Source organism: Eubacterium ramulus ATCC 29099 (assembly GCF_000469345.1).
Taxonomy (GTDB): Bacteria; Bacillota; Clostridia; order Lachnospirales; family Lachnospiraceae; genus Eubacterium_I; species Eubacterium_I ramulus.
The window spans coordinates 1-22,285 of the sequence record NZ_KI271174.1; the positions used below are offsets into that span (position 1 = coordinate 1).

General features: G+C 44.1%; 24 protein-coding genes and 1 pseudogene. 4 read left to right on the plus strand and 21 right to left on the minus strand.

Annotated features, from left to right (window positions below; all coding sequences use genetic code 11):
* Window positions 1–28: 28 nt before the first annotated feature.
* From HMPREF0373_RS12910 to acpP, 9 genes are all read right to left on the minus strand, one after another.
* The gene (locus HMPREF0373_RS12910) at window positions 29–1,711 is read right to left on the minus strand and encodes an acetyl-CoA carboxylase carboxyl transferase subunit (protein ID WP_021740188.1); all 1,683 of its coding nucleotides are present in this window, start codon (window positions 1,709–1,711) and stop codon (window positions 29–31) included.
* Window positions 1,712–1,874: 163 nt separating this feature from the next.
* Window positions 1,875–3,215 (minus strand): acetyl-CoA carboxylase biotin carboxylase subunit, encoded by a 1,341-nt coding sequence (locus HMPREF0373_RS12915; protein ID WP_021740189.1) that lies wholly within the window; start codon window positions 3,213–3,215, stop codon window positions 1,875–1,877.
* Window positions 3,216–3,225: 10 nt separating this feature from the next.
* Window positions 3,226–3,654, minus strand: coding sequence for a 3-hydroxyacyl-ACP dehydratase FabZ (gene fabZ, locus HMPREF0373_RS12920; protein WP_021740190.1), 429 nt, complete (start codon window positions 3,652–3,654; stop codon window positions 3,226–3,228).
* Between the two features lie 10 nt (window positions 3,655–3,664).
* Window positions 3,665–4,129, minus strand: a complete 465-nt coding sequence (gene accB / locus HMPREF0373_RS12925) for an acetyl-CoA carboxylase biotin carboxyl carrier protein (RefSeq protein WP_021740191.1) — start codon at window positions 4,127–4,129, stop codon at window positions 3,665–3,667.
* Between the two features lie 74 nt (window positions 4,130–4,203).
* Window positions 4,204–5,439, minus strand: coding sequence for a beta-ketoacyl-ACP synthase II (gene fabF, locus HMPREF0373_RS12930; protein ID WP_021740192.1), 1,236 nt, complete (start codon window positions 5,437–5,439; stop codon window positions 4,204–4,206).
* 114 nt (window positions 5,440–5,553) lie between these two features.
* Window positions 5,554–6,303, minus strand: coding sequence for a 3-oxoacyl-[acyl-carrier-protein] reductase (fabG, locus tag HMPREF0373_RS12935; protein WP_044964434.1), 750 nt, complete (start codon window positions 6,301–6,303; stop codon window positions 5,554–5,556).
* A 45-nt stretch (window positions 6,304–6,348) separates the two neighbouring features.
* The gene (gene fabD / locus HMPREF0373_RS12940) at window positions 6,349–7,266 is read right to left on the minus strand and encodes an ACP S-malonyltransferase (protein WP_021740194.1); all 918 of its coding nucleotides are present in this window, start codon (window positions 7,264–7,266) and stop codon (window positions 6,349–6,351) included.
* A 92-nt stretch (window positions 7,267–7,358) separates the two neighbouring features.
* Entirely contained in the window at window positions 7,359–8,282 is a 924-nt protein-coding gene (gene fabK / locus HMPREF0373_RS12945; RefSeq protein ID WP_021740195.1) for an enoyl-[acyl-carrier-protein] reductase FabK, read from the minus strand.
* Window positions 8,283–8,288: 6 nt separating this feature from the next.
* Entirely contained in the window at window positions 8,289–8,522 is a 234-nt protein-coding gene (gene acpP / locus HMPREF0373_RS12950) for an acyl carrier protein (RefSeq protein WP_022035367.1), read from the minus strand.
* Between the two features lie 192 nt (window positions 8,523–8,714).
* Between acpP and HMPREF0373_RS12955 the strand changes: the two genes are divergently transcribed.
* Window positions 8,715–9,020: a DUF1292 domain-containing protein gene (locus tag HMPREF0373_RS12955; RefSeq protein WP_021740198.1), complete on the plus strand. Its 306-nt coding sequence runs from the start codon at window positions 8,715–8,717 to the stop codon at window positions 9,018–9,020.
* 96 nt (window positions 9,021–9,116) lie between these two features.
* On the opposite strand, the gene HMPREF0373_RS12960 is transcribed toward HMPREF0373_RS12955, so the two are convergent.
* Together HMPREF0373_RS12960 and HMPREF0373_RS12965 are read right to left on the minus strand one after the other, a co-directional pair.
* Entirely contained in the window at window positions 9,117–10,955 is a 1,839-nt protein-coding gene (locus HMPREF0373_RS12960) for an ATP-dependent helicase (RefSeq protein ID WP_021740199.1), read from the minus strand.
* A 3-nt stretch (window positions 10,956–10,958) separates the two neighbouring features.
* Window positions 10,959–12,461: a 4Fe-4S dicluster domain-containing protein gene (locus tag HMPREF0373_RS12965; protein WP_021740200.1), complete on the minus strand. Its 1,503-nt coding sequence runs from the start codon at window positions 12,459–12,461 to the stop codon at window positions 10,959–10,961.
* A gap of 223 nt (window positions 12,462–12,684) precedes the next feature.
* On the opposite strand from HMPREF0373_RS12965, the gene HMPREF0373_RS12970 reads away from it, so the two are divergent.
* From HMPREF0373_RS12970 to HMPREF0373_RS12980, 3 genes and pseudogenes are all read left to right on the plus strand, one after another.
* Window positions 12,685–12,864, plus strand: coding sequence for a spore coat associated protein CotJA (locus HMPREF0373_RS12970; protein ID WP_049946845.1), 180 nt, complete (start codon window positions 12,685–12,687; stop codon window positions 12,862–12,864).
* Window positions 12,848–13,117, plus strand: coding sequence for a spore coat protein CotJB (locus HMPREF0373_RS12975; protein ID WP_022035364.1), 270 nt, complete (start codon window positions 12,848–12,850; stop codon window positions 13,115–13,117). Before HMPREF0373_RS12970 ends, HMPREF0373_RS12975 begins: the two co-directional genes overlap by 17 nt.
* 3 nt (window positions 13,118–13,120) lie before the next feature.
* Window positions 13,121–13,321, plus strand: a pseudogene (locus HMPREF0373_RS12980) (manganese catalase family protein); the annotation flags it as partial.
* Between the two features lie 64 nt (window positions 13,322–13,385).
* Here HMPREF0373_RS12980 and HMPREF0373_RS16110 read toward each other — a convergent pair.
* From HMPREF0373_RS16110 to HMPREF0373_RS13030, 10 genes are all read right to left on the minus strand, one after another.
* Entirely contained in the window at window positions 13,386–14,351 is a 966-nt protein-coding gene (locus HMPREF0373_RS16110; protein WP_021740204.1) for an N-acetylmuramoyl-L-alanine amidase, read from the minus strand.
* The gene (locus tag HMPREF0373_RS12990) at window positions 14,351–14,626 is read right to left on the minus strand and encodes a phage holin family protein (RefSeq protein ID WP_021740205.1); all 276 of its coding nucleotides are present in this window, start codon (window positions 14,624–14,626) and stop codon (window positions 14,351–14,353) included. Before HMPREF0373_RS12990 ends, HMPREF0373_RS16110 begins: the two co-directional genes overlap by 1 nt.
* A gap of 1 nt (window position 14,627) precedes the next feature.
* Window positions 14,628–14,942, minus strand: coding sequence for a hypothetical protein (locus tag HMPREF0373_RS12995; RefSeq protein WP_147597896.1), 315 nt, complete (start codon window positions 14,940–14,942; stop codon window positions 14,628–14,630).
* Window positions 14,943–15,014: 72 nt separating this feature from the next.
* The gene (locus tag HMPREF0373_RS13000; protein ID WP_021740207.1) at window positions 15,015–15,878 is read right to left on the minus strand and encodes a hypothetical protein; all 864 of its coding nucleotides are present in this window, start codon (window positions 15,876–15,878) and stop codon (window positions 15,015–15,017) included.
* 12 nt (window positions 15,879–15,890) lie between these two features.
* The gene (locus HMPREF0373_RS13005; RefSeq protein WP_021740208.1) at window positions 15,891–16,880 is read right to left on the minus strand and encodes a Gp37-like protein; all 990 of its coding nucleotides are present in this window, start codon (window positions 16,878–16,880) and stop codon (window positions 15,891–15,893) included.
* On the minus strand, window positions 16,871–17,695 hold the full coding sequence (locus tag HMPREF0373_RS13010; RefSeq protein ID WP_021740209.1) for a hypothetical protein: 825 nt from the start codon (window positions 17,693–17,695) through the stop codon (window positions 16,871–16,873). Before HMPREF0373_RS13010 ends, HMPREF0373_RS13005 begins: the two co-directional genes overlap by 10 nt.
* A gap of 1 nt (window position 17,696) precedes the next feature.
* Window positions 17,697–20,822, minus strand: coding sequence for a phage tail tape measure protein (locus HMPREF0373_RS16115; protein WP_021740210.1), 3,126 nt, complete (start codon window positions 20,820–20,822; stop codon window positions 17,697–17,699).
* 30 nt (window positions 20,823–20,852) lie between these two features.
* Window positions 20,853–21,152 (minus strand): hypothetical protein, encoded by a 300-nt coding sequence (locus tag HMPREF0373_RS13020; protein WP_021740211.1) that lies wholly within the window; start codon window positions 21,150–21,152, stop codon window positions 20,853–20,855.
* Between the two features lie 14 nt (window positions 21,153–21,166).
* Window positions 21,167–21,631: a hypothetical protein gene (locus HMPREF0373_RS13025; protein ID WP_021740212.1), complete on the minus strand. Its 465-nt coding sequence runs from the start codon at window positions 21,629–21,631 to the stop codon at window positions 21,167–21,169.
* Window positions 21,632–21,645: 14 nt separating this feature from the next.
* A complete protein-coding gene (locus HMPREF0373_RS13030; protein WP_022035356.1) occupies window positions 21,646–22,284 on the minus strand; it encodes a hypothetical protein in 639 nt (212 codons plus the stop codon).
* Window position 22,285: the final 1 nt, after the last annotated feature.

A 22,285-nucleotide genomic window follows, 5' to 3' on the forward strand; every position in this document is an offset into this window, starting at 1 on the left:
TTTGCCCTTTACACAGACAAACAAGAATTTAAAATTGACGGAACCGGGCATATCGTTCTTCGGCCAGCACTTCCGGTTCTTTTTCAAGATTTTCCGCGAGAAAACCACGGATCCGGTTCTTCATATCGTTACTGAGTTCCACCAAATTGGCTTCACTCGCCGGCATCGGCTCCTCAATGACATCATCCACGATTCCCATCTCCAGCAGATCTTTTGCAGTTACTTTCATCAATGCTGCTGCCTCAGGTGCACGTTTGCCATCTTTCCAAAGGATCGATGCAAATCCTTCCGGGGAAAGAATGGTATAAGTCGCATTTTCCATCATCCAGACTTTGTTGCCGACAGCCAGTGCCAACGCACCACCACTGCCGCCTTCGCCAATAACAATACTCAATACCGGTACTTTCAAAGCTGCCATTTCATACAGGTTTCTGGCAATCGCCTCCCCCTGGCCGCGTTCCTCAGCTTCCAGTCCCGGAAATGCTCCCGGTGTGTCGATAAAGTTGATGATCGGACGATGAAATTTCTCCGCCTGTTTCATCAGACGCAATGCTTTGCGATATCCTTCCGGAGACGGCATACCAAAGTTTCTCGTAATATTTTCTTTTGTGGTCCGTCCTTTCTGCTGTCCAATCACCGTAATCGGACATTCATCCAGATATGCGATTCCACCTACCGTTGCTCCATCATCATCTACATGACGGTCTCCGTGAAATTCTTCAAAATCACTAAAGATTTCATGAATGTAATCCAATGCCGTAAGTCGCTCGGAAGCTCTTGCTGCCATGACACGATCCCAGGCGGTCATTTTTCCTTTTTTCTTTTTCTGTCCATGCATGATGTCAGACACATCTGCTGTCGCAATAGTATCCGCGGAAGCTTTCTGTGTATGCATATGCAACAGACGCGCCAAGGTATCTTTCATATCCTCACGGCGGATAATCCCATCAATGAGACCGTGTTCCACCAGGAACTCTGCCCGCTGAAAACCTTCTGGCAGCTTCTGTCCAATCGTCTGCTCAATGACGCGGGGACCGGCAAAGCCTACCAGTGCCCCCGGCTCTGCCAGGATAATATCGCCCAGCATGGCGAAACTTGCCGTCACTCCACCGGTAGTCGGATCAGTAAGCACAGAAATATATAACAGTCCTGCATCGGAATGTTTTTTCAATGCTGCAGACGTTTTTGCCATCTGCATCAGGGAAACCATTCCTTCCTGCATACGGGCACCACCGGAACAACAGAAAATAATAACCGGGAGTTTCATTTCTGTTGCTTTTTCCACGGCACGGGTGATTTTTTCGCCCACCACATATCCCATACTTCCCATAAGAAAGCGTGCATCACATACTGCAATGACCGTTTTCTCTCCTTTGATGGTACATACACCGGTTGTCACAGCTTCATCAATATGAAGTTTTTCCTTTAATCCGTCTAATTTTTCCGGATACCCCGGATAATCCAGTGGATTTGCTGTCTCAAGACCGGTATCCCACTCTTCAAAAGACTGCTTGTCTGCAACCATGCGCAATCTGCGCTTTGTGGAAAGACGGAAATATTTGCCGCATTTATAGCAGGAATAGTGATTGTGTACCACATCTTCTTTGTAAAGTAATTCCCCGCATGCATCGCATTTGATCCACATGCCCTCCGGGATATCCTGCTCTTTTCGCGGAACTGTAATATAGTTTGTTTTCTTAAACTTTAACACTATGCTTCACCTTTCCTAATTCAAGATTCGCTCGCGAATCTTGCTGCGAGATGGGCATCAGCAAAGCTGATATATTCCTCTGTCCATCTCTGCAATCCTCGCGGAGCATTTTGAATAATTGACGATATTTTCATACAATTCTATACACTATCTTCTGCGTCAATTATTCAAAATAGTTCTCGATAAAACTAGTTGTAATGTTTCCGGACTGAAATACCGGATGTGTAATGATATCGTACTGGTAATCCAGGTTTGTGGTAATTCCGTCAATATTGACTTCACCCAGTGCACTGCGCATTTTATCGATGGCTGTCTGTCTGTCTTTTCCGTAAACAATGATCTTTGCAATCATAGAATCATAATTCGGCGGAATCGTATAACCGGTATAAATCGCAGAATCAATGCGGACACCATTCCCTCCCGGTAAATGCAGATAATCGATTTTGCCCGGACAAGGCATAAAATTCTTTGCCGGATTTTCTGCATTCAGACGACATTCAATAGCATGACCGGTGATATGAATATCTTTCTGCTTCCACTGAAGCTTTTCGCCGGCTGCAATAAAAATCTGCTCTTTGATCAGATCCAGACCTGTTACCATCTCTGTTACCGGATGCTCTACCTGGATTCGTGTATTCATTTCCATGAAATAGAACTTTTTGTTTTTATCTAATAAAAATTCAATGGTTCCGGCGCTCTCATAGTTTGCTGCTTTTGCTGCGCGGACTGCCACTTCCCCCATCTGGGCACGGAGTTTATCGTCCAGTGCTGCGGATGGTGACTCTTCTACCATCTTCTGGTGACGACGCTGAATGGAACAGTCGCGCTCGCCAAGAGAAATGACATTTCCGTATTTGTCTGCCAGAATCTGGAACTCAATATGACGTGGATCCTCGATATATTTTTCAATATACATGGTATCATCAGCAAAACCATTTACGGACTCTGTCTGTGCCACCTCAAAATTTTCCGTAAAATCTTCACGGCTGTGAGAAATACGCATTCCTTTTCCACCGCCGCCGCTGGCTGCCTTGATCATAACCGGAAAACCAATCTGCTCTGCCAGTTTCAGTCCATAATCAGCTGTATAAACAGCTTCTTTTGTACCAGGAACAACCGGAACTTTTGCATTGATCATGGTATTTCTTGCTTCCTGTTTGTTTCCCATCCGACGGATGACTTCTGCGGATGGTCCGATGAAAGCAATGTGGCATTGTTCACACATCTGCGCGAATTTTGCATTTTCTGACAAAAAACCAAAGCCCGGATGAATTGCTTCTGCCTTAGAAGCAATTGCTGCGCTCAAAATCCGTTCCATATTCAGATAACTATCTGCCGGTGCTGCTTTTCCGATACAAATGGCTTCATCTGCCAGCTGTGTATGCAACGCATCTTTATCTGCTGTCGAATAGACTGCCACAGAAGTGATTCCGAGTTCTCTGCAGGCACGGATGATACGCACCGCAATTTCACCTCTGTTTGCAATTAATATTTTCTGAAACATGTTCTCTCTCCTAACCGATGGCGAATGTCAGCTCTGCAATAACAGCTACTTTCCCGTTTACGGTTGCTTTTGCAGAAGCCACACCGACAGGGCCTTTCTGCTTGATCATGGTTGTTTCCAACATCAGAACATCTCCGGGTACAACTTTGCGTTTGAACTTTGCGGAATTGATAGCTCCAAAGTAAGCGGTTTTCCCTCTAAATTCATCACAACCAAGAATCGCTACTGCACCAACCTGTGCAAGTGCTTCTACGATCAGTACACCCGGCATCACCGGTTCTGCCGGAAAATGTCCTGCAAAATACGGCTCATTATAGCTGACACATTTTTTTCCTACCGCACGTTTCCCCGGTTCTAATTCCTCAATTGTATCAATCAGCAGAAATGGCTGCCGATGCGGAATGATCTCCATGATTTCTTTTGTTGTTAAAACTGACATTTCAGACCTCCTACTCAATCACAAACATTGGCTGATCAAATTCTACCAGATCACCATTTTTTACGAGAATTGCTTTTACAGTTCCATCAAACTCGGACTCGATCTCATTCATCAGTTTCATTGCTTCCACGATGCCAAGTACCTGACCTTTTTTTACCATATCGCCCACTTGTACATATGGTGCAGCATCCGGAGAACTTGCAGAATAAAAGGTTCCGACTAATGGACTTTTTACAATATTTCCTGTAACCTCCTCTGATACATCAGTATCCGCTGATACAGAAGTATCTGCGCATACCTGTAACGGTGCTGCAACAGCTGTCGGAGCAATCATCTCGACCGGCGCCGAAGCCACGATTTTCTTCTCAGGATGTTTTTTTATTTTTACGGAAACGCCATTTTCTTCATAACAGAAATCTGTCAGACCTGCTTCGGAAACAGCGTTCATTAATTCGATTAACTGGCTAACTTCCATCTTTTTTCCTTTCTTTTTTCCAGCAGATATAAGGTATGACTTTTTACCAAATCATGCTGCCGGACAATTACTTCTTACTCTGTATACTTTTTAATCAGTAAACTTGCATTATGTCCACCAAATGCCAGAGAGTTTGTCAGCGCGTATTCAAAATCCATATCGATGCCGTGTCCCTGTACATAATCCAGATCCAGCTCTTCATCCGGCTGCTCCAAACCTACAGTCTGATGTACATAACCATGATTCATCTGAAGCACACAGGCAATAACCTCAACTGCACCGGCCGCTCCTAACAGATGGCCGATCATGGATTTTGTAGAGTTTACTTTGATATCATATGCATGCTCACCGAAGGCTGCCTTAATGGCTCTTGTCTCAAACAAATCATTATGATGTGTACTTGTTCCGTGTGCATTGATGTAGGTAATTTCTTCCGGAGCTACATTTGCATCTTTCAGAGCAAATAACATAGCATTTTTTGCTCCTTCTCCATCCTCTGCCGGCGATGTAATATGATATGCATCACTGGTTGCGCCATAACCAACAACCTCTGCAAGGATTTTTGCACCTCTTGCTTTTGCATGCTCTAACTCTTCCAGCACAACAACTCCAGCACCGTCACCGATGACAAATCCATCACGATCTTTGTCAAACGGAATCGAACAACGCTCCGGATTGTTGGATGTGGAAAGTGCAGTCAACGCTGTAAATCCGCCGACACCGATCGGAGTGATCGCATTTTCCGTACCACCTGCCAGCATCACGTCTGCTTCTCCGTATTGAATGGAGCGGAATGCTTCACCGATGGAATGAGTACCTGTTGCGCAGGCTGTTACCACATTGATACTTTTTCCTTTTATGCCAAGCTGAATGGTTACGTTTCCGGTTGCCATATTTGTGATCATCAGTGGAACAAGTAACGGATTAATTCTGGACGGTCCTTTCTCCAGAAGTTTCTTATGCTCACGCTCGATAGACTGTAAACTTCCGACACCGGAACCAATGGCGCAGCCAACACGATACGGATCTTCTTTTTCCATATCCAAACCGGCATCCTCAAATGCTTCTTTTGCTGCTGCCACTGCATACTGCGCAAACGGCTCCATTCTTCTTGCTGCCTTTTTATCCATACGGTCTGCTGCCACAAAACCTTTTACTTCTGCTGCGACTTTTACCTTGAAATCTGTGGTATCAAAATAAGTAATCTCGCCGAAACCTGTTTTTCCGGCTTTCAGTCCTTCCCAGTATTCATCTACATTTAAACCGATGGGATTGACGGTTCCCATTCCTGTCACTACTACTCGTCTCATCTATGTGTCTCCTTTTTTACATTTTCTATACACTTTGATAAACATGTAACATGTACTGTTGTACACAACGCCTGCACTCTCAATAATATTTGAAAGGATTATGCCACTGCATGTTTACATTGCCATGCCACCGTCCACACAAATTACCTGACCGGTGATATAGGACGCTTTTTCGGATGCCAGAAATGCAACTGTATTTGCAATCTCTTCTGTTTTTCCATAACGTCCGAATGGGATCTGTGCCTTTCCGGCTTCTTTTGCCGCATCTGTCATCTGATCGAGCATTTCTGTCTCAATAAATCCAGGTGCTACTGCATTCACACGGATGCCACGACTTGCAAGCTCTCTTGCCATAGATTTTGTCATGCCGATGACGCCTGCTTTGGAAGCGCAATAGTTCATCTGTCCCGGATTACCAAGAATTCCGGATACAGAAGAAATATTAACAATGCTTCCGCTTTTCTGTTTCAACATATATCTTGCAATATGACGCATCGTATTGAAACTTCCCTTCAGATTCGTATCAATAACTGCATCGAATTCTTCTTCTTTCATTTTCATCAGAAGATTGTCTTTTGTAATTCCGGCATTGTTTACCAGAACATCAATGTGACCAAATTTTTTGTGAATAGATTTGATCATCTCTTCTACTGCCACAAAATCTGCCACGCTGCACTGCCAGATTTCTGCCTGACCACCGGCTGCCTTGATAGTCTCAACCACTGCCTCTGCCGCTTCCTTTGATCCGTTATAATTTACAATAACATAAGCCCCTTCCTGTGCCAGCGTGATGGCAATCTGTCTGCCGATTCCTCGACTTGCACCGGTAACTATGGCTACTTTATCTGTTAATAATTTCTCCATACTGCCTCCTGCATTCCAGCCCTGCAAAATCTGTTTCAATGAAAGTTATATCACTTCTAATACGGACTCCAGATCCGTCACCTTATCAACGTGATAAGCTGGAACGGTTTTATCTATACGTTTCATAAATCCACAAAGGGATTTTTTTGGTCCAATTTCAATAAATGCCTCTACACCGTCTGCGATCATGCGTTCTACGCTCTGCTGCCAGCGGACGGATGAGGAAATCTGTTTTTTCAGTAATTCTTTTACCTGTGACGAATCTGTCACGTAATCAGCAGTTACATTTGTAATATAAGGAACTGCAATTTTATGAATTTCTACCTGCTCTAATTCTGCCGCAAGTTTTTCTCCCGCCGGCAACAACATCGCTGAGTGGAACGGACCGCTGACATTCAGCGGTGTACACCGTTTTGCACCTGCTTCTTTCAAGGCTGCCGCTGCCGTGTCCACGGCTTTCTGCTCACCTGTGATTACAATCTGTCCCGGACAGTTATAATTTGCAATGGATACAATTCCTTCCGTCTCTTCACAGATATTTTCAATAACTGCCGTGTCTGCCCCAAGCACTGCAGTCATGGCTCCGCCTGTCGGAACCGCTTCCTGCATAAATTCTCCACGTTTTGTCACCACACGGAATGCATCTTCCGGTGTCATTACTCCGGATGCAACCAATGCTGCATACTCACCAAGGCTCAAGCCTGCATTTACTGCAGATTCTACTCCTTTTTCACGCAGCACACTCCAGATTGCAAGCTCATCTGCAAGCATTGCAATCTGGGTGTATTTTGTGATATTAATATTTTCATTTTCTTCGAAAAGAAGCTCCTTCATAGGGATACCGCTTACTTTTTCTGCCAGATCGATCATTTCTTTTGCACATGGGAAAGTCTCATAAAAATCTTTTCCCATGCCAACGTACTGTGACCCCTGACCGGGAAAAATAAACGCTATTTTTTTCATTTTATTTGCTCCTTTTCGCTTATCATTGCAACTCTTTTCAGGTAAACTTCTGTTATCCTTATGTTTTTCCCTGAATCTAATTGTCTTTTTTGTTAGCAGTGCATTAATTTCTCTGCCTGCTCCATAATTTCTTCCACAATTTCCTTACAGCTCTGCTCTTTCTTGATCAGGCCTGCAATCTGGCCAGCCATAACAGTTCCATTCTTAACATCACCGTCGATAACTGCATTTCGAAGAGATCCGACCGTCAAACGCTCCAGCTCTTCAAATCCGGCCCCTTCTTTTTCCAGACGCAGATACTCTCTGGACATCTGATTTCTCAAACAACGGATTGGATGTCCGTTGCTGCGGCCAGTTACTTCAGAATCAATATCTTTCGCTTTGATGATCTTCTGCTTGTAATTCTCATGACAGATGCACTCGGCAGCCACACAGAATCTGGTACCAATCTGTACGGCTTCTGCACCAAGCATCATCGCTGCTGCAAATCCTCTTCCGTCCGCAATACCACCAGCTGCGATTACCGGAATTTCCACTGCATCAACGACCTGCGGAACCAGTGTCATGGTTGTCGCGGATCCGATATGACCACCGGACTCTGTTCCCTCAGCAACAACCGCATCTGCACCGGCTTTCTCCATCATTTTTGCAAGAGCCACACTTGCAACAACCGGAACAACTTTGATTCCGGCAGCTTTCCACATTTCCATGTATTTACCCGGATTACCGGCACCGGTTGTAACAACCTTGACACCTTCCTCCACAACAATATGTGCTACCTCTTCCGCATACGGGCTAAGCAGCATAATATTTACACCAAACGGCTTATCTGTCAATTTCTTTGCTTCGCGAATCTGTGTCCGAACCACATCGCCCGGCGCACTTGCCGCACCGATCAAACCAAGACCACCCGCATTGGAAACTGCTGCCGCCAGATGATAATCTGCTACCCAGGCCATACCGCCCTGAATGATCGGATATTCAATTCCAAAAAGTTCTGTAATTCTTGTTTTCATTTAAATCTATTCCTCTACACCATGTGCTTTCAGGTAATCGATAATTGCGCCAACTGTTGTAAGGCTCTCAAGTTCCTCAGATGGAATTTCGATACCATACTCCTCTTCCAGAGCCATAACCAGTTCAAATAAATCTAAAGAATCTGCATCCAGATCGTCTTTAAAGTTGGACTCCAGTGTAATTTTATCCTCATCTACTGATAACTGATCTGCGATCATTTCTTTCATTTTCTCTAACATAATTTTATTCTTCCTTTCAAATTGTTTTTGCTTCAAATAGTTTGATATTCAAAGTATATGCGATTTCTTTTCTTTTGTCAACAAAAAAATGGGAAAAAGAATTGACTTTTGTACTGCAAATTTTTATACTTGTAGTATTCTATGGGGTAAAGTCCTATATAAGAATATATAGAAAAAAAGAGGACAATTAAAATGAGTAATCCGAATAACGTAAACAATGAAGATGAAATCTTCGATCCACAGGAAATGTTTGTTACGCTGGATCTTGATGATGGTTCCCAGCTGGAATGTCAGATTCTGACCATCTTTGATGTGGATAATCAGAATTACATCGCACTGGTTCCGGTTGATAATGATGATGAAGTCATCTTCTACCGCTACTTTGAAGACGAAGAAGGCAATCCATCTCTCGAAAACATTGATCATGATGATGAATTCGATGCAGTCAGCGACCGCTTCGATGAGTTACTGGACGAAGAAGAATTTGATCAGATGTAAGCTGTGATTAATTTTTAAGTTATGAAAAGGTAGGGTCAGATTTGTCTCATTCACTGAGATAAATCTGACTCTACCTTCTTTTACGATCTCTTACTTCTACCGTTTTGTCTGAGCAGATTCACACTCAATCAGGAAGCGTGACGGATCCATATCTTTGTTTCGGATCTGATGGGACCAGAGCAGATATAATCGGTTCTTCGCCCGTGTCATTCCGACATAAAACATCCGGCGTTCTTCTTCCAGATCTGCATCCAACACTGCTTTCTTGTTTGGCATGACATTTTCATTCACATCCACCAGAAATACGGTATCATATTCCAATCCTTTCGATGAATGCAGTGTACTCAAGTTGACACCCTCTGCCACTTTATAGCTTTTTGCCTGTTCCTCCAGTTCTTCCCGCAGCTGCTTGATATGTTCAAACCAGCTGTCAAAGGTTTCAAATCCTCTGGCATTTTCCTGTAATTCATCCAGTACATCTGCCAAATCCTCGAACGGAATCCGACGTACCTCTGCGTACTCTCGCAGATAATCCTCATATGCTACGCCTTTTCGAATATAATTAATGGCAGAATATGGCCGCATTCCAGCGATCACCTTCAGATCCATCTGCAGCTTTTCCAAACGCTGTACCATCCAGCCCTGTTCCTCATAATACTCTTCCCATACATCAAAAGCCACTTCCTCATAGGGCAGACTTTCCCTGGAAAGATATCGTTTCGGACGGTTCATGATTTTCAGAAATGTGCTGCGTCTGCGGTCTCCTCTGGCAATATCTATATATGCAAAGAGATCCCGTGTGATCCAGTGGTCATAAATATTCGGAATCCGGTCTTTTGCTGTAAATGAAATACTGTAATCCAGCATCATCTCCATTAAAAATCGTGGCTGCATATTTGTTCGAAACAACACTGCCATATCTTTATATTCCATACCTTCCCGGTGCAGACGCAATATTTCCTGTATCACATACAGATTCTGCTCCCGCTGCGTCTGAAATTCCTGTTTTACAACCGGGATGCCTGTTTTGGCAGCCGGTGCAATTTTCTTTTCAAATCTTTTTTGATTAAAAGAGATCAGATTTCCTGCATGACGGACAATTTCTGCCCCGGAACGATAATTCGTATCCAGAATTACTTTCCCTGCATCCGGATAGTCTTTTGTAAAATTCAGCATAATCTCCGGTCTGGCACCACGAAATCGGTAAATAGACTGATCATCGTCCCCGACAATAAACAGATTGTCCTGAGGTGCTGCCAACATACGAATAATATCATACTGGATCTGATTAATATCCTGAAACTCATCGATCAGAATATACTGATATTTCCGCTGCCACGCCGCCAGAATATCCGGGCGCTGTACCAACAGTTCTTTACAATACACCAGCATGTCATCAAAATCTATGAAACGGTTCTGATGCAGGAAATTTTCATAAGCTTCAAATATATTTCGAAAGACATCCTGCCCACAGCAGGAAGAATAGTAATGTGCCAGATTTACCGAAGTGTTTTTTATCAGACTGATTTCTGAGAATAGACTGGAAATAAATTCATTTTCGTCATCATACTCCAGGCGCAGACGACGAATGTATTCTTTCATAAACTGCAGACGCTGCTCTTCTTTTACAATGTTATCTGCAGTATAACCATAGGCATGTTTTAAAATCATAAAATAGACCGCATGAAACGTACCAAAAGAAACCGGTACTCTCCTGCCGCCCATCAATTTTTCAAACCGCTGTCTCATCTCTGTAGCTGCCGCTTTTGTAAACGTGATCACCAAAATGGCAGATGGCGGTATATGGTATTGATCGATCAGATGCTGCACACGGCGGGTGATGACCAGGGTCTTTCCCGACCCCGGTCCCGCCAGTACAAGTTCAGGTCCGTCTTTATGCCTGATCGCATTGATCTGACTTGTATCAATCTTCATAAATTATTTTAATTCTATCTCCCGTAATTGTTTTGGAGGCAGTTTTTTCGTAGAATCCTTAACAATCTGCTGTACATCCTTCTTTGCCTCCGGTACCGGGATCAATGTACCTGCTCCGGCTACACATCCGCCCGGACAACCCATACCTTCGATCAGGTATCCGTTCTTTCGTCCGGCTTTTGCAAGCATCAGAACTTTTTTACACTCATCCAGACCTTCTACATGCTCAATCTGTACCTCCACATCCGGATAGTATTCATGGATGCAGTTTTCAATAGCCTTAGATACACCACCGGCTACCGCATAGCCACGACCGGCTGCTGTTGCATCATGCAGATGTCCCTGACTCTCAATTGTCTTCGGATCAATGCCACGTGCCTCAAACATGGCATCCAGTTCCTCAAATGTAATAACAAAATCCACGTCACTACGGACTGTTTTTCTCATTGCTTCCAGTTTTTTTGCTGCACACGGTCCGATAAACACAACTTTTGCATTCGGATGTTCTTTCTTAATGCTTCGTGCAGTTGCAACCATCGGAGTCAACTCCTTGGATACACTGTCAATAATCTCCGGAAACTGTTTCTTTGCCAACATGGACCATGCAGGACAGCAAGATGTAAGCAGGAACGGTTTTTCTCCTGTTTTTACATGGTACACATAATCATGTGCCTCAGTCACTGCTCCGATATCCGCACCAAGTGCTACCTCATATACCTGTGAAAATCCTAATTTCAGTAATGCCGCATATATCTTATCCGGTGTCGCTTCTTTGCCAAACTGTCCTGCATAAGCCGGTGCGATTTCTGCAACGACTTCGCCGCCATTTTTCATACAACGGATCAGTTGGAAAATCTGGGACTTATCTGCGATAGCACCAAACGGACAGCTTACCATACACATACCGCAGGACAGGCATTTGTCCTGATTAATGACAGCTCTGCCATATTCATCCGATTCAATTGCTTTGACACCGCAGGCAACGGAACAAGGACGTACCTTTTTACCGATCGCATCATACGGACAAGCACTTTTACATTTTCCACATTTGATACATTTTGACTTGTCAATATGTGCCTGCCCATCCACATGTGTGATCGCATCCCGCGGACAGACCTCCATGCAGGAATGTGCCAGACATCCACGACAAAGGTTACTTACTTCATATACATTATCCTCACATGCGTTACATGCAGACGGAATCACCTGCATCAAAGGTGGTTCATAATACATCTCATCCACGGTAGCTTCATCCAGGCCGCTGGTAATATGAACCGGTTTATTCTGTGGTCGAAGAGATAATCCAAGTGCCAGTCTGGTACGTTCGGAACTTACTGCACGCTCTCTGTAAACACTATCTCTGAAACGTGGATTCTCATCCGGAGATAACTTATATGGAATTGACTCCAAGTCATCGTTTATGTTATCAGATTCATACGCAATACGCGCAACCTCGACAAAAACATCCTTTCTCAAATCTGAAACCTGTGTGTGTAATCCTCTCATAAACTAATCACCCTTTCCTATGGTCTCTCCTATCCCTGTCATTAGTTTAAAGCCTAACCCCCTCCATGGTCAATAGAAAACACCCATGGTACTTAACAAAAAACAATCAGTTACCATTTGCACACTATCCACTATTTTTCATATGATAAAATAAATAAAAATCAGGAAAGGGTTTCATCTATTGAACTGTAATTGTACTTCTATGAACACAGAACGTCAGTATATGACAGATTTTAAACATCCAAACGACGAAAACCGAACCATCGCCATGGCTTACGTCCCCTGGCAGCAGTTCCGAAATCTGTATGATCTGGAGCAGGCGCTTCAGGTCGGTACCATTTTTGCCGAATTAGATAAACCGTTTACCGGGAGGGGAGGCATGTATCGTGAAAACTGCATGTAATGTAGAAAAACAACGTCTGATGAATGCCATCTATCAGTGTGGCTTCGCCATCAGTGATATTACCCTCTTTTTGGATACTCATCCAAAGGATCCGGATGCACTGGATTATTTTCAGCATATGAAACACAAATACAATCATTTTGTAGCTGAATATGAAACAAAATTTGGTCCCCTTACCCAGACCGGAGAACAGAGGCAGAATTATTGGCAGTGGACCGTATCACCATGGCCATGGGAAAGGGGGTACTACTAATTTATGTGGAACTATGAAAAAAGATTACAGTATCCGGTTTGTATCACAAAATCTAATCCGGCGATTGCAAAAGTGATCATCTCTCAGTTTGGAGGTCCGGACGGAGAACTCTCCGCTTCTATGCGATATCTGTCTCAACGATATGCAATGCCTTACCGGGAAGTTGCAGGATTGTTAACTGATATTGGAACAGAAGAATTTGCTCAAAGAAGATGGAAGTGACTACTATATATAATAAGAAGGTTTTGGAAACTTTTATATGATTATATTACACGATTACCCGCCCTTTTTCAACTCTGGCAGTAATGTTTCCAGAATAATCAAAGTCGACTTTTCCATTGCGGACAAACCATGCACCATACTGGTTTCCAGCAATACCTGTAAAACCAAAGTCTACCTTGCCGCCGGATAATTTCCACCAGCCATACTCATTGGATTCCACACTGTTGCAATTAAAATCTACTTTTCCGTTTACGATGCGCCACCATCCGTTTTCATTCTGGGCGATACCGGTGTAGGTGAAATCCACCTTACCATCCCGGACAAACCACCAGCCGTACTCATTTGGTGCCACGGTAGTCTTGTTTACGATCTGACCATTCTCATAATAATACCAGTTACCGTCAGCTGCAGCCTGATCTGCAACTCTTCCGATCACCTTGTTCATGTCTACCTCCTGCATAGGTTTGTTCATGATTGCATAAGCGATGGCTTTGGCGATAGTCTTATAGCCTACGCTCTGATATAAGTTGTAATCGTCCCGGTCATCCACAAAGCAGATCTCCAGCAAAAGAGCCGGTGCATTGGTTTTGTTCAGCACTTTGAGGTTTTTGCTGATCTTTGTTCCACGATCCGTATAGCCCAGGCCTCGCATGTTGGTACGGATCCGCTCTGCCAGCTCCGATTTTCCTTTGTTCATCGCATTTACCCACACTTCGAAACCGCCGATGCGACCGTCTCCCGGATAGTCGTTCCGTCCGGAGTTTAAGTGGAAGGAAATGGAAAAATCTACGCTATGTGCGTTGGTCTTTGCCACGATCTTATTTAAGACATCGTTTTGGCTGCTTCCGTTGTCTACAGTATCATTGTAGACGGTCCAGCCATAGCTGCGCATGATGTTGATCACTTCTTCCACGATAAGACGGTTCTCTTTTGACTCATCCAGTAAGCCTACTGCTCCGCAGGCGGTCTTTCCTGCCGGGTTGTGTCCGGCATGTACACTAATTGCTGTCATTACTCATTACCTTCTTTCTTTTCGATATACTGTTTGAACAGCTGATGCAATCCGGTGGATGCCAGACCACTGAATAATCCACTTAAAATAACGGATGGCGAAATGATCCACCCGTTGATCCAGATGGCCAATAGCACTCCCAACAGTGCACACACTGTCGGAATGTATTTGTTATCCACGTCTTTTACCCATTTTTTGATCACATAGCCAACACACAGGCAAATCCCTACGATTACCGGAATCATGAAATCTGCTAAAAATCCTAAATCTGTCATTTTACTGTCCTTTCTTTTTAAAATGCAATTCTTCAATTTCCTGTTTCATTTTTGTCACCATTCCATTTCCACCTAATTTATGATATGCATCATACATCTCATTGAAATTCTCGTAAGCATAAGATGGGATTTCTCCAAGCCTCATATATTTATCATGATATTCAATCAGCTGTACACGCAGAAGCAGCATGGTTCCCTTGCTGTTTGCATCCCTGTCCCTTTTCTGCTTTTTCAGCAACCATACTATGTAACCCATCAATGCCGTTAGTATGATTGGGAGGGCTACATAGTATGATTGCAGTAGTAAATCATTCACTTTTTTTCATCACTCCCCTCTGCCTACGCTATCGGCTCATCAATCGCAATCATCGGATCAGCGCCTTTATTCTCATGCTACCACACTTCCCATTGCGACATACGTCATGTTGATCACCAGCATGGTTGCTGCTGAATTCTGTCCATACAAATACAGCAATCCATTAGAAATCATGAAAGCTGTAGGTACCGCATTCAGCCAACCATCTCCGCATACCATGCCTGTCCCATATACAATGCTGTTCGGCCTGTACCCTTCCGGAATCGTGCCGGCAGTCCACCACGTTCCTGCATTGCCTCCGATAGCACCCGTGTGCATATACACAGACAGCGAAACCATCCCATCCGCCGTTTTAGTGATCATGTTGGTTTCACATTGAAATTCTGTTAATAACTTTGCCGTACTGACCTTTCCGATATCGTCCATCCGTTTCGACAACATCTCGATTGTCGGCGACACAGAAAACAGCTTCGTCACGCTTGTAATCGTCAGACCGCTCAGTGATACCCGGTACAACGGGAAATCATCCTGCGTTGCTCCGGACAAAATGTTTCCATTGACATAACTCGGAACACTCGTCTGAATGGATGAACTGGCTTTCCCTTTGATCACCACAAGTTCCGCCGATTCTACCTGTAAACTGGTATCTTTTTTATAACGCATCACTATTAAATCACTCCGGTACATCTTCTGCGTACCATTCTGAATGGTCACTTCCTCATAACTGTTCACCGGGATGCGCATGTGCCGTCCCTGGTTGACCAGCTCACCGGATTTAATCTTAATCAGGTTATTTGATACAATCTCCGCTGCAAACTGATTACCGCCGGCCAGGACGTATTTCCCTGTTCCGATCACTCCGGCATGTAATGCTCCGGCTGCTTCCGCTGTCACATGTTCTTTTCCGGTGTGCCCTGTAATAATTTCCACTGCCATTTCATCACGCTCCTATTCTCCAATTTGACATTCTACATTGATGCCACTGCTGTTGACTTTCAGTATCTTTTTCACGATGTCTCGTTTTATCGTAACTCCAGTAATTGTCTCCCGTGCTCCCACGATATCACCGACATCATACTCTGTATTATTTTCAAAATCTGTTTCCAACGTATTTGCTGCCGCCCAAGTTTCCTGCAGTCGCTGTGTACCGCCGGTAATCAACTCTTCCTCTGATTCCACGTTGGAATAGTCGTAAGTCTCTGTCACTTCATCCACGCCGAAAAACGTCTGTGTTTCTGATATATTTCCCCGCACATCCATGTACAGATGCCGGACCATCCGCTCACTGAGGTCTCCTTTTCCCAGGCAGATCAGATGATTTACCGGCCGTTCATTGCTGCTGATCTGAAAATTCATCTGGTCAGAATCCCACTCTTCATCCTGGCTATAATCCACCAAAGGTACCGCAGACAAATGCACCTTTCCTTCACGATAATACATGACCAGTTTTGCGCCGGCGCATTTTAACATCTTCCGCATGCCTGTGTATGCATCAATATAACGATCCATCTGATATGAAGTGATTGTGATGCCTGCTTTCTCGCTGGGTGTCTCAAACAGATCTCCAGCTCCAATGCGCTGTATCAGAAATCCCAACACCTCATTGGCGTCTCCGGATAACACCAGATAATCCTGCCCGTCATCCGGACACACTATCTTCTTGGACAGTATCCCCTGCCAGGTCCTTCCGGAATAGGTAACCGTCTCTTTTCCAGTATCCACGCAAACACCATCGATCCGGCCACCATACTCCGTATATTTCACATGCCCGTTCACTACATCCTGCATTGCCAGATAATCACCGATACTGCAGCAATGATCGGAAATTGCCATGGTGCACTCAAAATCGTTTTCATCTGATCCGAAAGCCAGATCCAATTCGTATCGATCAATCGCCCCAAGCATTGCGTGATTGGAATCTTCGTGAATCAAGTCCATTTTGGCTCAGACCTCCTCTCATACATGGTGATGTCAAACCCAAACAGCCCGCTCCAGGACACGGAATGACTTCCGGAAGCAACCTTCTGAAACACATACCAGTCTCTGTCCTGCAGGTTGTACTGATTGACCTGCTCACCGTCATTTTTCACTTTGTATATCTTTTTACTCAGCGAATTAATGACAAGATACTCCCCCGTCTCCAACTGGCAGTTCACATGGTACTTGTGGCTGCCGATCAGAATCTCCGGATTTTCGCAGGGACCATAGACCGTCAGTTCAAAATCTGCATCCGAGATGGCTTCGTTCAACAGGATCCGGCTGGACATCCCGTTGTAATAGTCAAACGGATAATCGTGTGGATAGTCCATATTATTTCCACTGCCAGATGCTTCCTGTGGCTGGAAGGTGTATTTTGATTCTCTTACCCAGTACGGGCGATCTGTTGATATTTCCAGTGATATCCGCATATACCCTTTACGGATCAAATAATCGGTTTTTTTGGAAGCCGTAATGTAACACTGCAGATAATAATCACCGATCACAATTCTTCCATATTCCATGGCCAATACATCTTTTTCTGTACACTCAAACATGGCATTTCTGATTGCTGTGCCATCCGTCTCGTAATCGCATTGAATAATCGCAGGAATTGTCCTGGTTACAATCCCCTTGTTAAAACCGGTTATTTTATTGCTTTTTGAAGTTATGCTCCAGGCAAAATCATGAAGATCATTTTCATTTGCAAAAATATTCTTTTTTCCAAACAAAAGTTCTTCATTCCTATGATTTTTATAAATAAGTTCTTCCAGCATATTACTTCACCTCGTTTACTAACCGTGCAAAATCTCTTCGATTTATCGCAATACTTGCCCCTTCCAGTGCTTGCCGCAGATTTCCGCCCATATTCTCATCAATGGCAAGAATTGCGTCAAGAATTTTGGAAAGGATTGTTATCATACCTTCATTCTGTTCCGCCACCGCATCTGAGATCATCATTTTCAACTTGTAAGCACCACTTACAACTTCATCGCCGGCCTCACCGCCAGCCATGATCTGTCCTTCATTATTAATTCCAAACGCAGTCGGTTTTGTCATTAAAATCGGATCATTCATTGCCTTTTTATACCAGTCAATGCTAAAATGCGGTACTGATGGAGGATTCAAACTAAACTCGCCTTCAATCTTCGGATGCGGCAATTTTAACTTCGGCAAAGACCATTCAAAATCGAAAAAGCCTTTGATCTTATCGATGGCATTTTTGACAACATCTTTTACTTTATCAAAAATCTCCTTGAACTTATCTTTAATCTTGCCAAGTACATTCGTTACAACCTCGTTTGCTTCATTCAGCTTATCCCGCAGAATATTTTTTACTCCATTAACTGCATTACTTACAACTGTTTTTATTGCATCCCATGCGGCCGTGAACACTCCCTTAATGGCACCCATTACCGTCGTAACAACCGACTTGATAGCATCCCACACGGTCGTGATCACTGACTTGATGGCATCCAGTACCGTCGATATTGCCGTTTTAATCGCGTTCCATACCGTTGTAATTACTGTCTGGATCGCTCCAAGTACAGTCGTGATCACCGCTTTGATAGCATCCCAGGCTGTCTGGATAACTCCCTTTATTGTTTCCAGGATCGGTGTCAGGAATGTTACGATGGCATTCCATATGGTCGTCACTGCCGTCTGTATGATCGTCAGCGCCGTTGTGATGGCTGCTGATATCTTGTCCCATACAAACTGGAACAGTTCATATATCGCCTGCAGAATAGGTGTCAGGAAGTCCACAATGGCCTTCCATACGGTTTCGATCACATCCTTTACTGCATTTGCTACGGTATCAATTTTTTCTTTGATTGCATCCCAGATTTCAATGATAGTGTCTTTGCAGTTCTCCCAGATGAACCGGAACGGAACGGTAATGATCTGGAAAACTGCAGACATCAGCTCACCGATGAATAAAAGTGCAAATTTTACTACATTTTTGATGCCTTCCCACACTGTTGAAATAAAATCTTTGATTCCGTTGAAGATGTTCTCCGCCGTTTCCTTGACCGCATTGAATCCGCTTTCGACTTTTTCTTTGATCTCCTCCATTTTCCCAACAATCGCTGTGCGGATCTTCTCCCATATCTCTTTGACATGTTTCCAAAGTTCAGACAGCTTTTCCTTGATCTTGTCCCAGTTCTTATACAGCAGGATTCCTACTGCAATCGCCGCTCCAATCGCAATGATGATAAGACCAATCGGTGATGTAAGAAATGTAAATGCTGCGCCAAGAGCCGTGGTTGCCCCGGTAGCTACGGTACACACACCAGACCAGAGGGTGGTTGCTGCGCTCATGATACCTTCCGCTACGGATCCGGCAATCAGTAGGCCATTTGCAATTCCCATAGTTGCATTCAGGGCAATCTGACCGGCATTCGCCGCAATGATCAATCCAGTAATCGTTCCTGCTGCCACTGCCAATAATTCCAACGCAGTCTTATTTTCGCTGCACCACTGCTTCATGTCCTTGAATCCCTGAATGATATTTTCGATAAAATTACTCAGGACATTGATACTATCTGCAACCAATTCAATTGCACCAACAACCAGATCTAATGCTGTATCCAATAGATTTGATGCATCCTCCGCTGCCTTGCCGCTGGATACATATTCATCTATTTTCTCTTTGATCGGTGCGAGAGCTGTGACCAGATGATCAAATGCATCCTTTATCTTGTCAACGGCCGGCTGGAGGTGTTCCTTTAATTTTCCGAATCCTTCCACTGCCCGGTCAATAAAATCCATAAGCTTCGGTGTCGCCGTTTCTGACAGCCAGGATGCTGCACTCCGGATTGCATTTCCAAGAGGTTCCTCAAATTTCTCTCCCAGATTGATTTTGAACCCTTCCCATGCAGATGACATACTTCTGATGGCTCCGCCAAGACCAGCCTCCATATTGGAAGCCATATCATTGGCCGCTCCGGTACAGTTATTCAGCTTTTCCTGAAGATCTGTATATGCTCCGGATCCCTGATTTAAAATGGCAAGTAAGCCTTTCTGTGCTTCCGCACCGGCCACCGTTGATGCGAGAGCGGCTTTCTGTTCCACATCCATGCCCTCTGTCGCATCACACAGATCTTTGATGACATCTCCCAGGCTACGGGCTGTACCGTCCTGGTTGTAAAATTCAACTCCCAGTGCTTTAATTGCATCTCGTGCACCACTGGTATTGGTTCCCAGTCGAGTAATGATACTGGATAACGAAGTACCTGCCATGGAGCCTTTTACTCCGGCATTTGCCATCGTTCCCAAGGCAGCCGATACATCTTCCAGAGAATACTTATAGGTACCTGCCAGTGAAGAAACATAGGTAAATGCTTCTCCCAGATCACCGACTGTGGTATTTGACTTTGCCTGGACCGTAGCCAGTACATCCGCATATCGACTTGCATCCGATGCGCTGTCTCCAAATCCCGTCATGGAATCGGTCAGAATATCTGTAACCGTAGCCAGATCTTCACCGGATGCAGATGCCAGAGAAAGCATTCCGGATGTCGATTCCAGAATTTCATTTGTATCAAAACCTGCCAAAGCCATGTAACCCATTGCATCTGAAACATCTTTAGCCGTCCAAGCCGTTGTGGAGCCATAATTTAAGGCTGCATCAGACAACTTCTGGTACTCATCCTGCGTTGCCCCAGACAGGGACTGTACTTTCAGCATGCCATCTTCAAAAGAGGCTGTGGTATCCACTACGGATTTTCCAAAGGAAACCAACTTATCTACTGCAAAGTAGGTAGTGATCGCAGCACCAATCTTTTTAAAAGCACTGCTCATTCTGGATTCGGATTTCTCAGCTCTCCCTGTCGTATCATCAATCGCCTTATTTGCATCGCCGTTATTTATGGCAATCGTTCCAAAAAGTTTAAATAATTCCAACTATTTCTCACCTTCTTTCCATGTTCAGAATTATGGTTCCAATACAAATCCATCCAGAATACTGTTTGAATCCTCGATGATCTGCACAATGTCCTCCTTCTCCAATGTCGGTGTCTGCGCTGGCCTTGCTTCTCTGTCGCAGGCTGCAATATACTCTTCAAAGGACATATCCCATACCTTATGCAGATAATATTCCCACCGGATGTCCTGCACCTTTTCTTCTGCAATGCTCTGCATGATCGTTTCCAAAAAACCATGAAGCTGCTGCAATCGAATAAAATCATCTAAAATCAAATATGGATCTGCATATCTTTGAGACAGCAAATCCATATATTTGATGTATCCTATCGATTGAACAATTTCATGACACGTTTGAAAAAATCTTTGAAATCCTCGTTTGTGGCCACATCCAGAATGATCTCGCCATAGTCTGCCAGCGATAATGCCCGTACCTGCGGCACACTCAATCCGGTCAGAGAAGCGATGAATTTCTGAATATCAGCTTCTGCTGCCGGGATATTGGAAATCACAATACCGGCAATGTCAAATACTACACTGAAACCAATGGATTCCAGTTTTGCATCCTTTGCCTCCTTGGAATCTTCTGTTTCTTCAGCTCCATCCGCATCTGCTTTCATGCTTTCTTTGATCTGGTCGACATTGAAACACTCTTTGAACTGTCTCACACCGATTTCAGAAATGATTTTGCACACCATTCCCAGGTCAGAAGCTGCCAACGGTCTCAACTCATACTTCTTTTCAGTTTCATCAACTGTTGATTCAACTGTTTCTACAACTGTTTCACTCATTGTTCAACTACCTCCTACGCTTTTACCGCTTTCTGTGTTCCCTGTGTGGCCTGTGTTGCAGATGCATTCGGCACATAGATATGATACGGAAGCTTATTTGTGCTGCCGCCAGCTACCAGATCAGCCACACACTGGAAGGTTGCCGGGATCACAGACGCTTCCTTGTCTTTGTTGTCTGATTCAAGACCATCTGTACAGATTGCATAATCAAAGACGATAATGATCGGGCTGCCGTTTGTCTTAAATCCTACAAAGGCAAAGTTTTCGATATAATCAGAATCCTCAATCAGTGCCTTGGATTCGATCACATCAAATCTGGCGTCTTCCGATGTTCCAGTCTGTCCGATCACCGTGGACTGCAGGAACTCTTTCGTGATCTCCACCATATTTGTTTCAATCTGTGCTGTCTCACCGATCTTCTGAACCAGTCCTTTTGCTTTGACTGTAACACCATCAACAGGGATATCCGTTGTCTCCGGTTTGATTGTCAGCTTATTGCCACCGGAAGTCGCACCAAGGATCGTTCCTTTCCATTTGTTCTGCGCTTTTTCATAGGTAAAATTCTTATACAAAGTACCTGCACCAAGCATGATGTTCTGCGGTGTGGTCTCTGATACACCTGATACTGCAAATTCAGTCCAATCTGCTGCCATA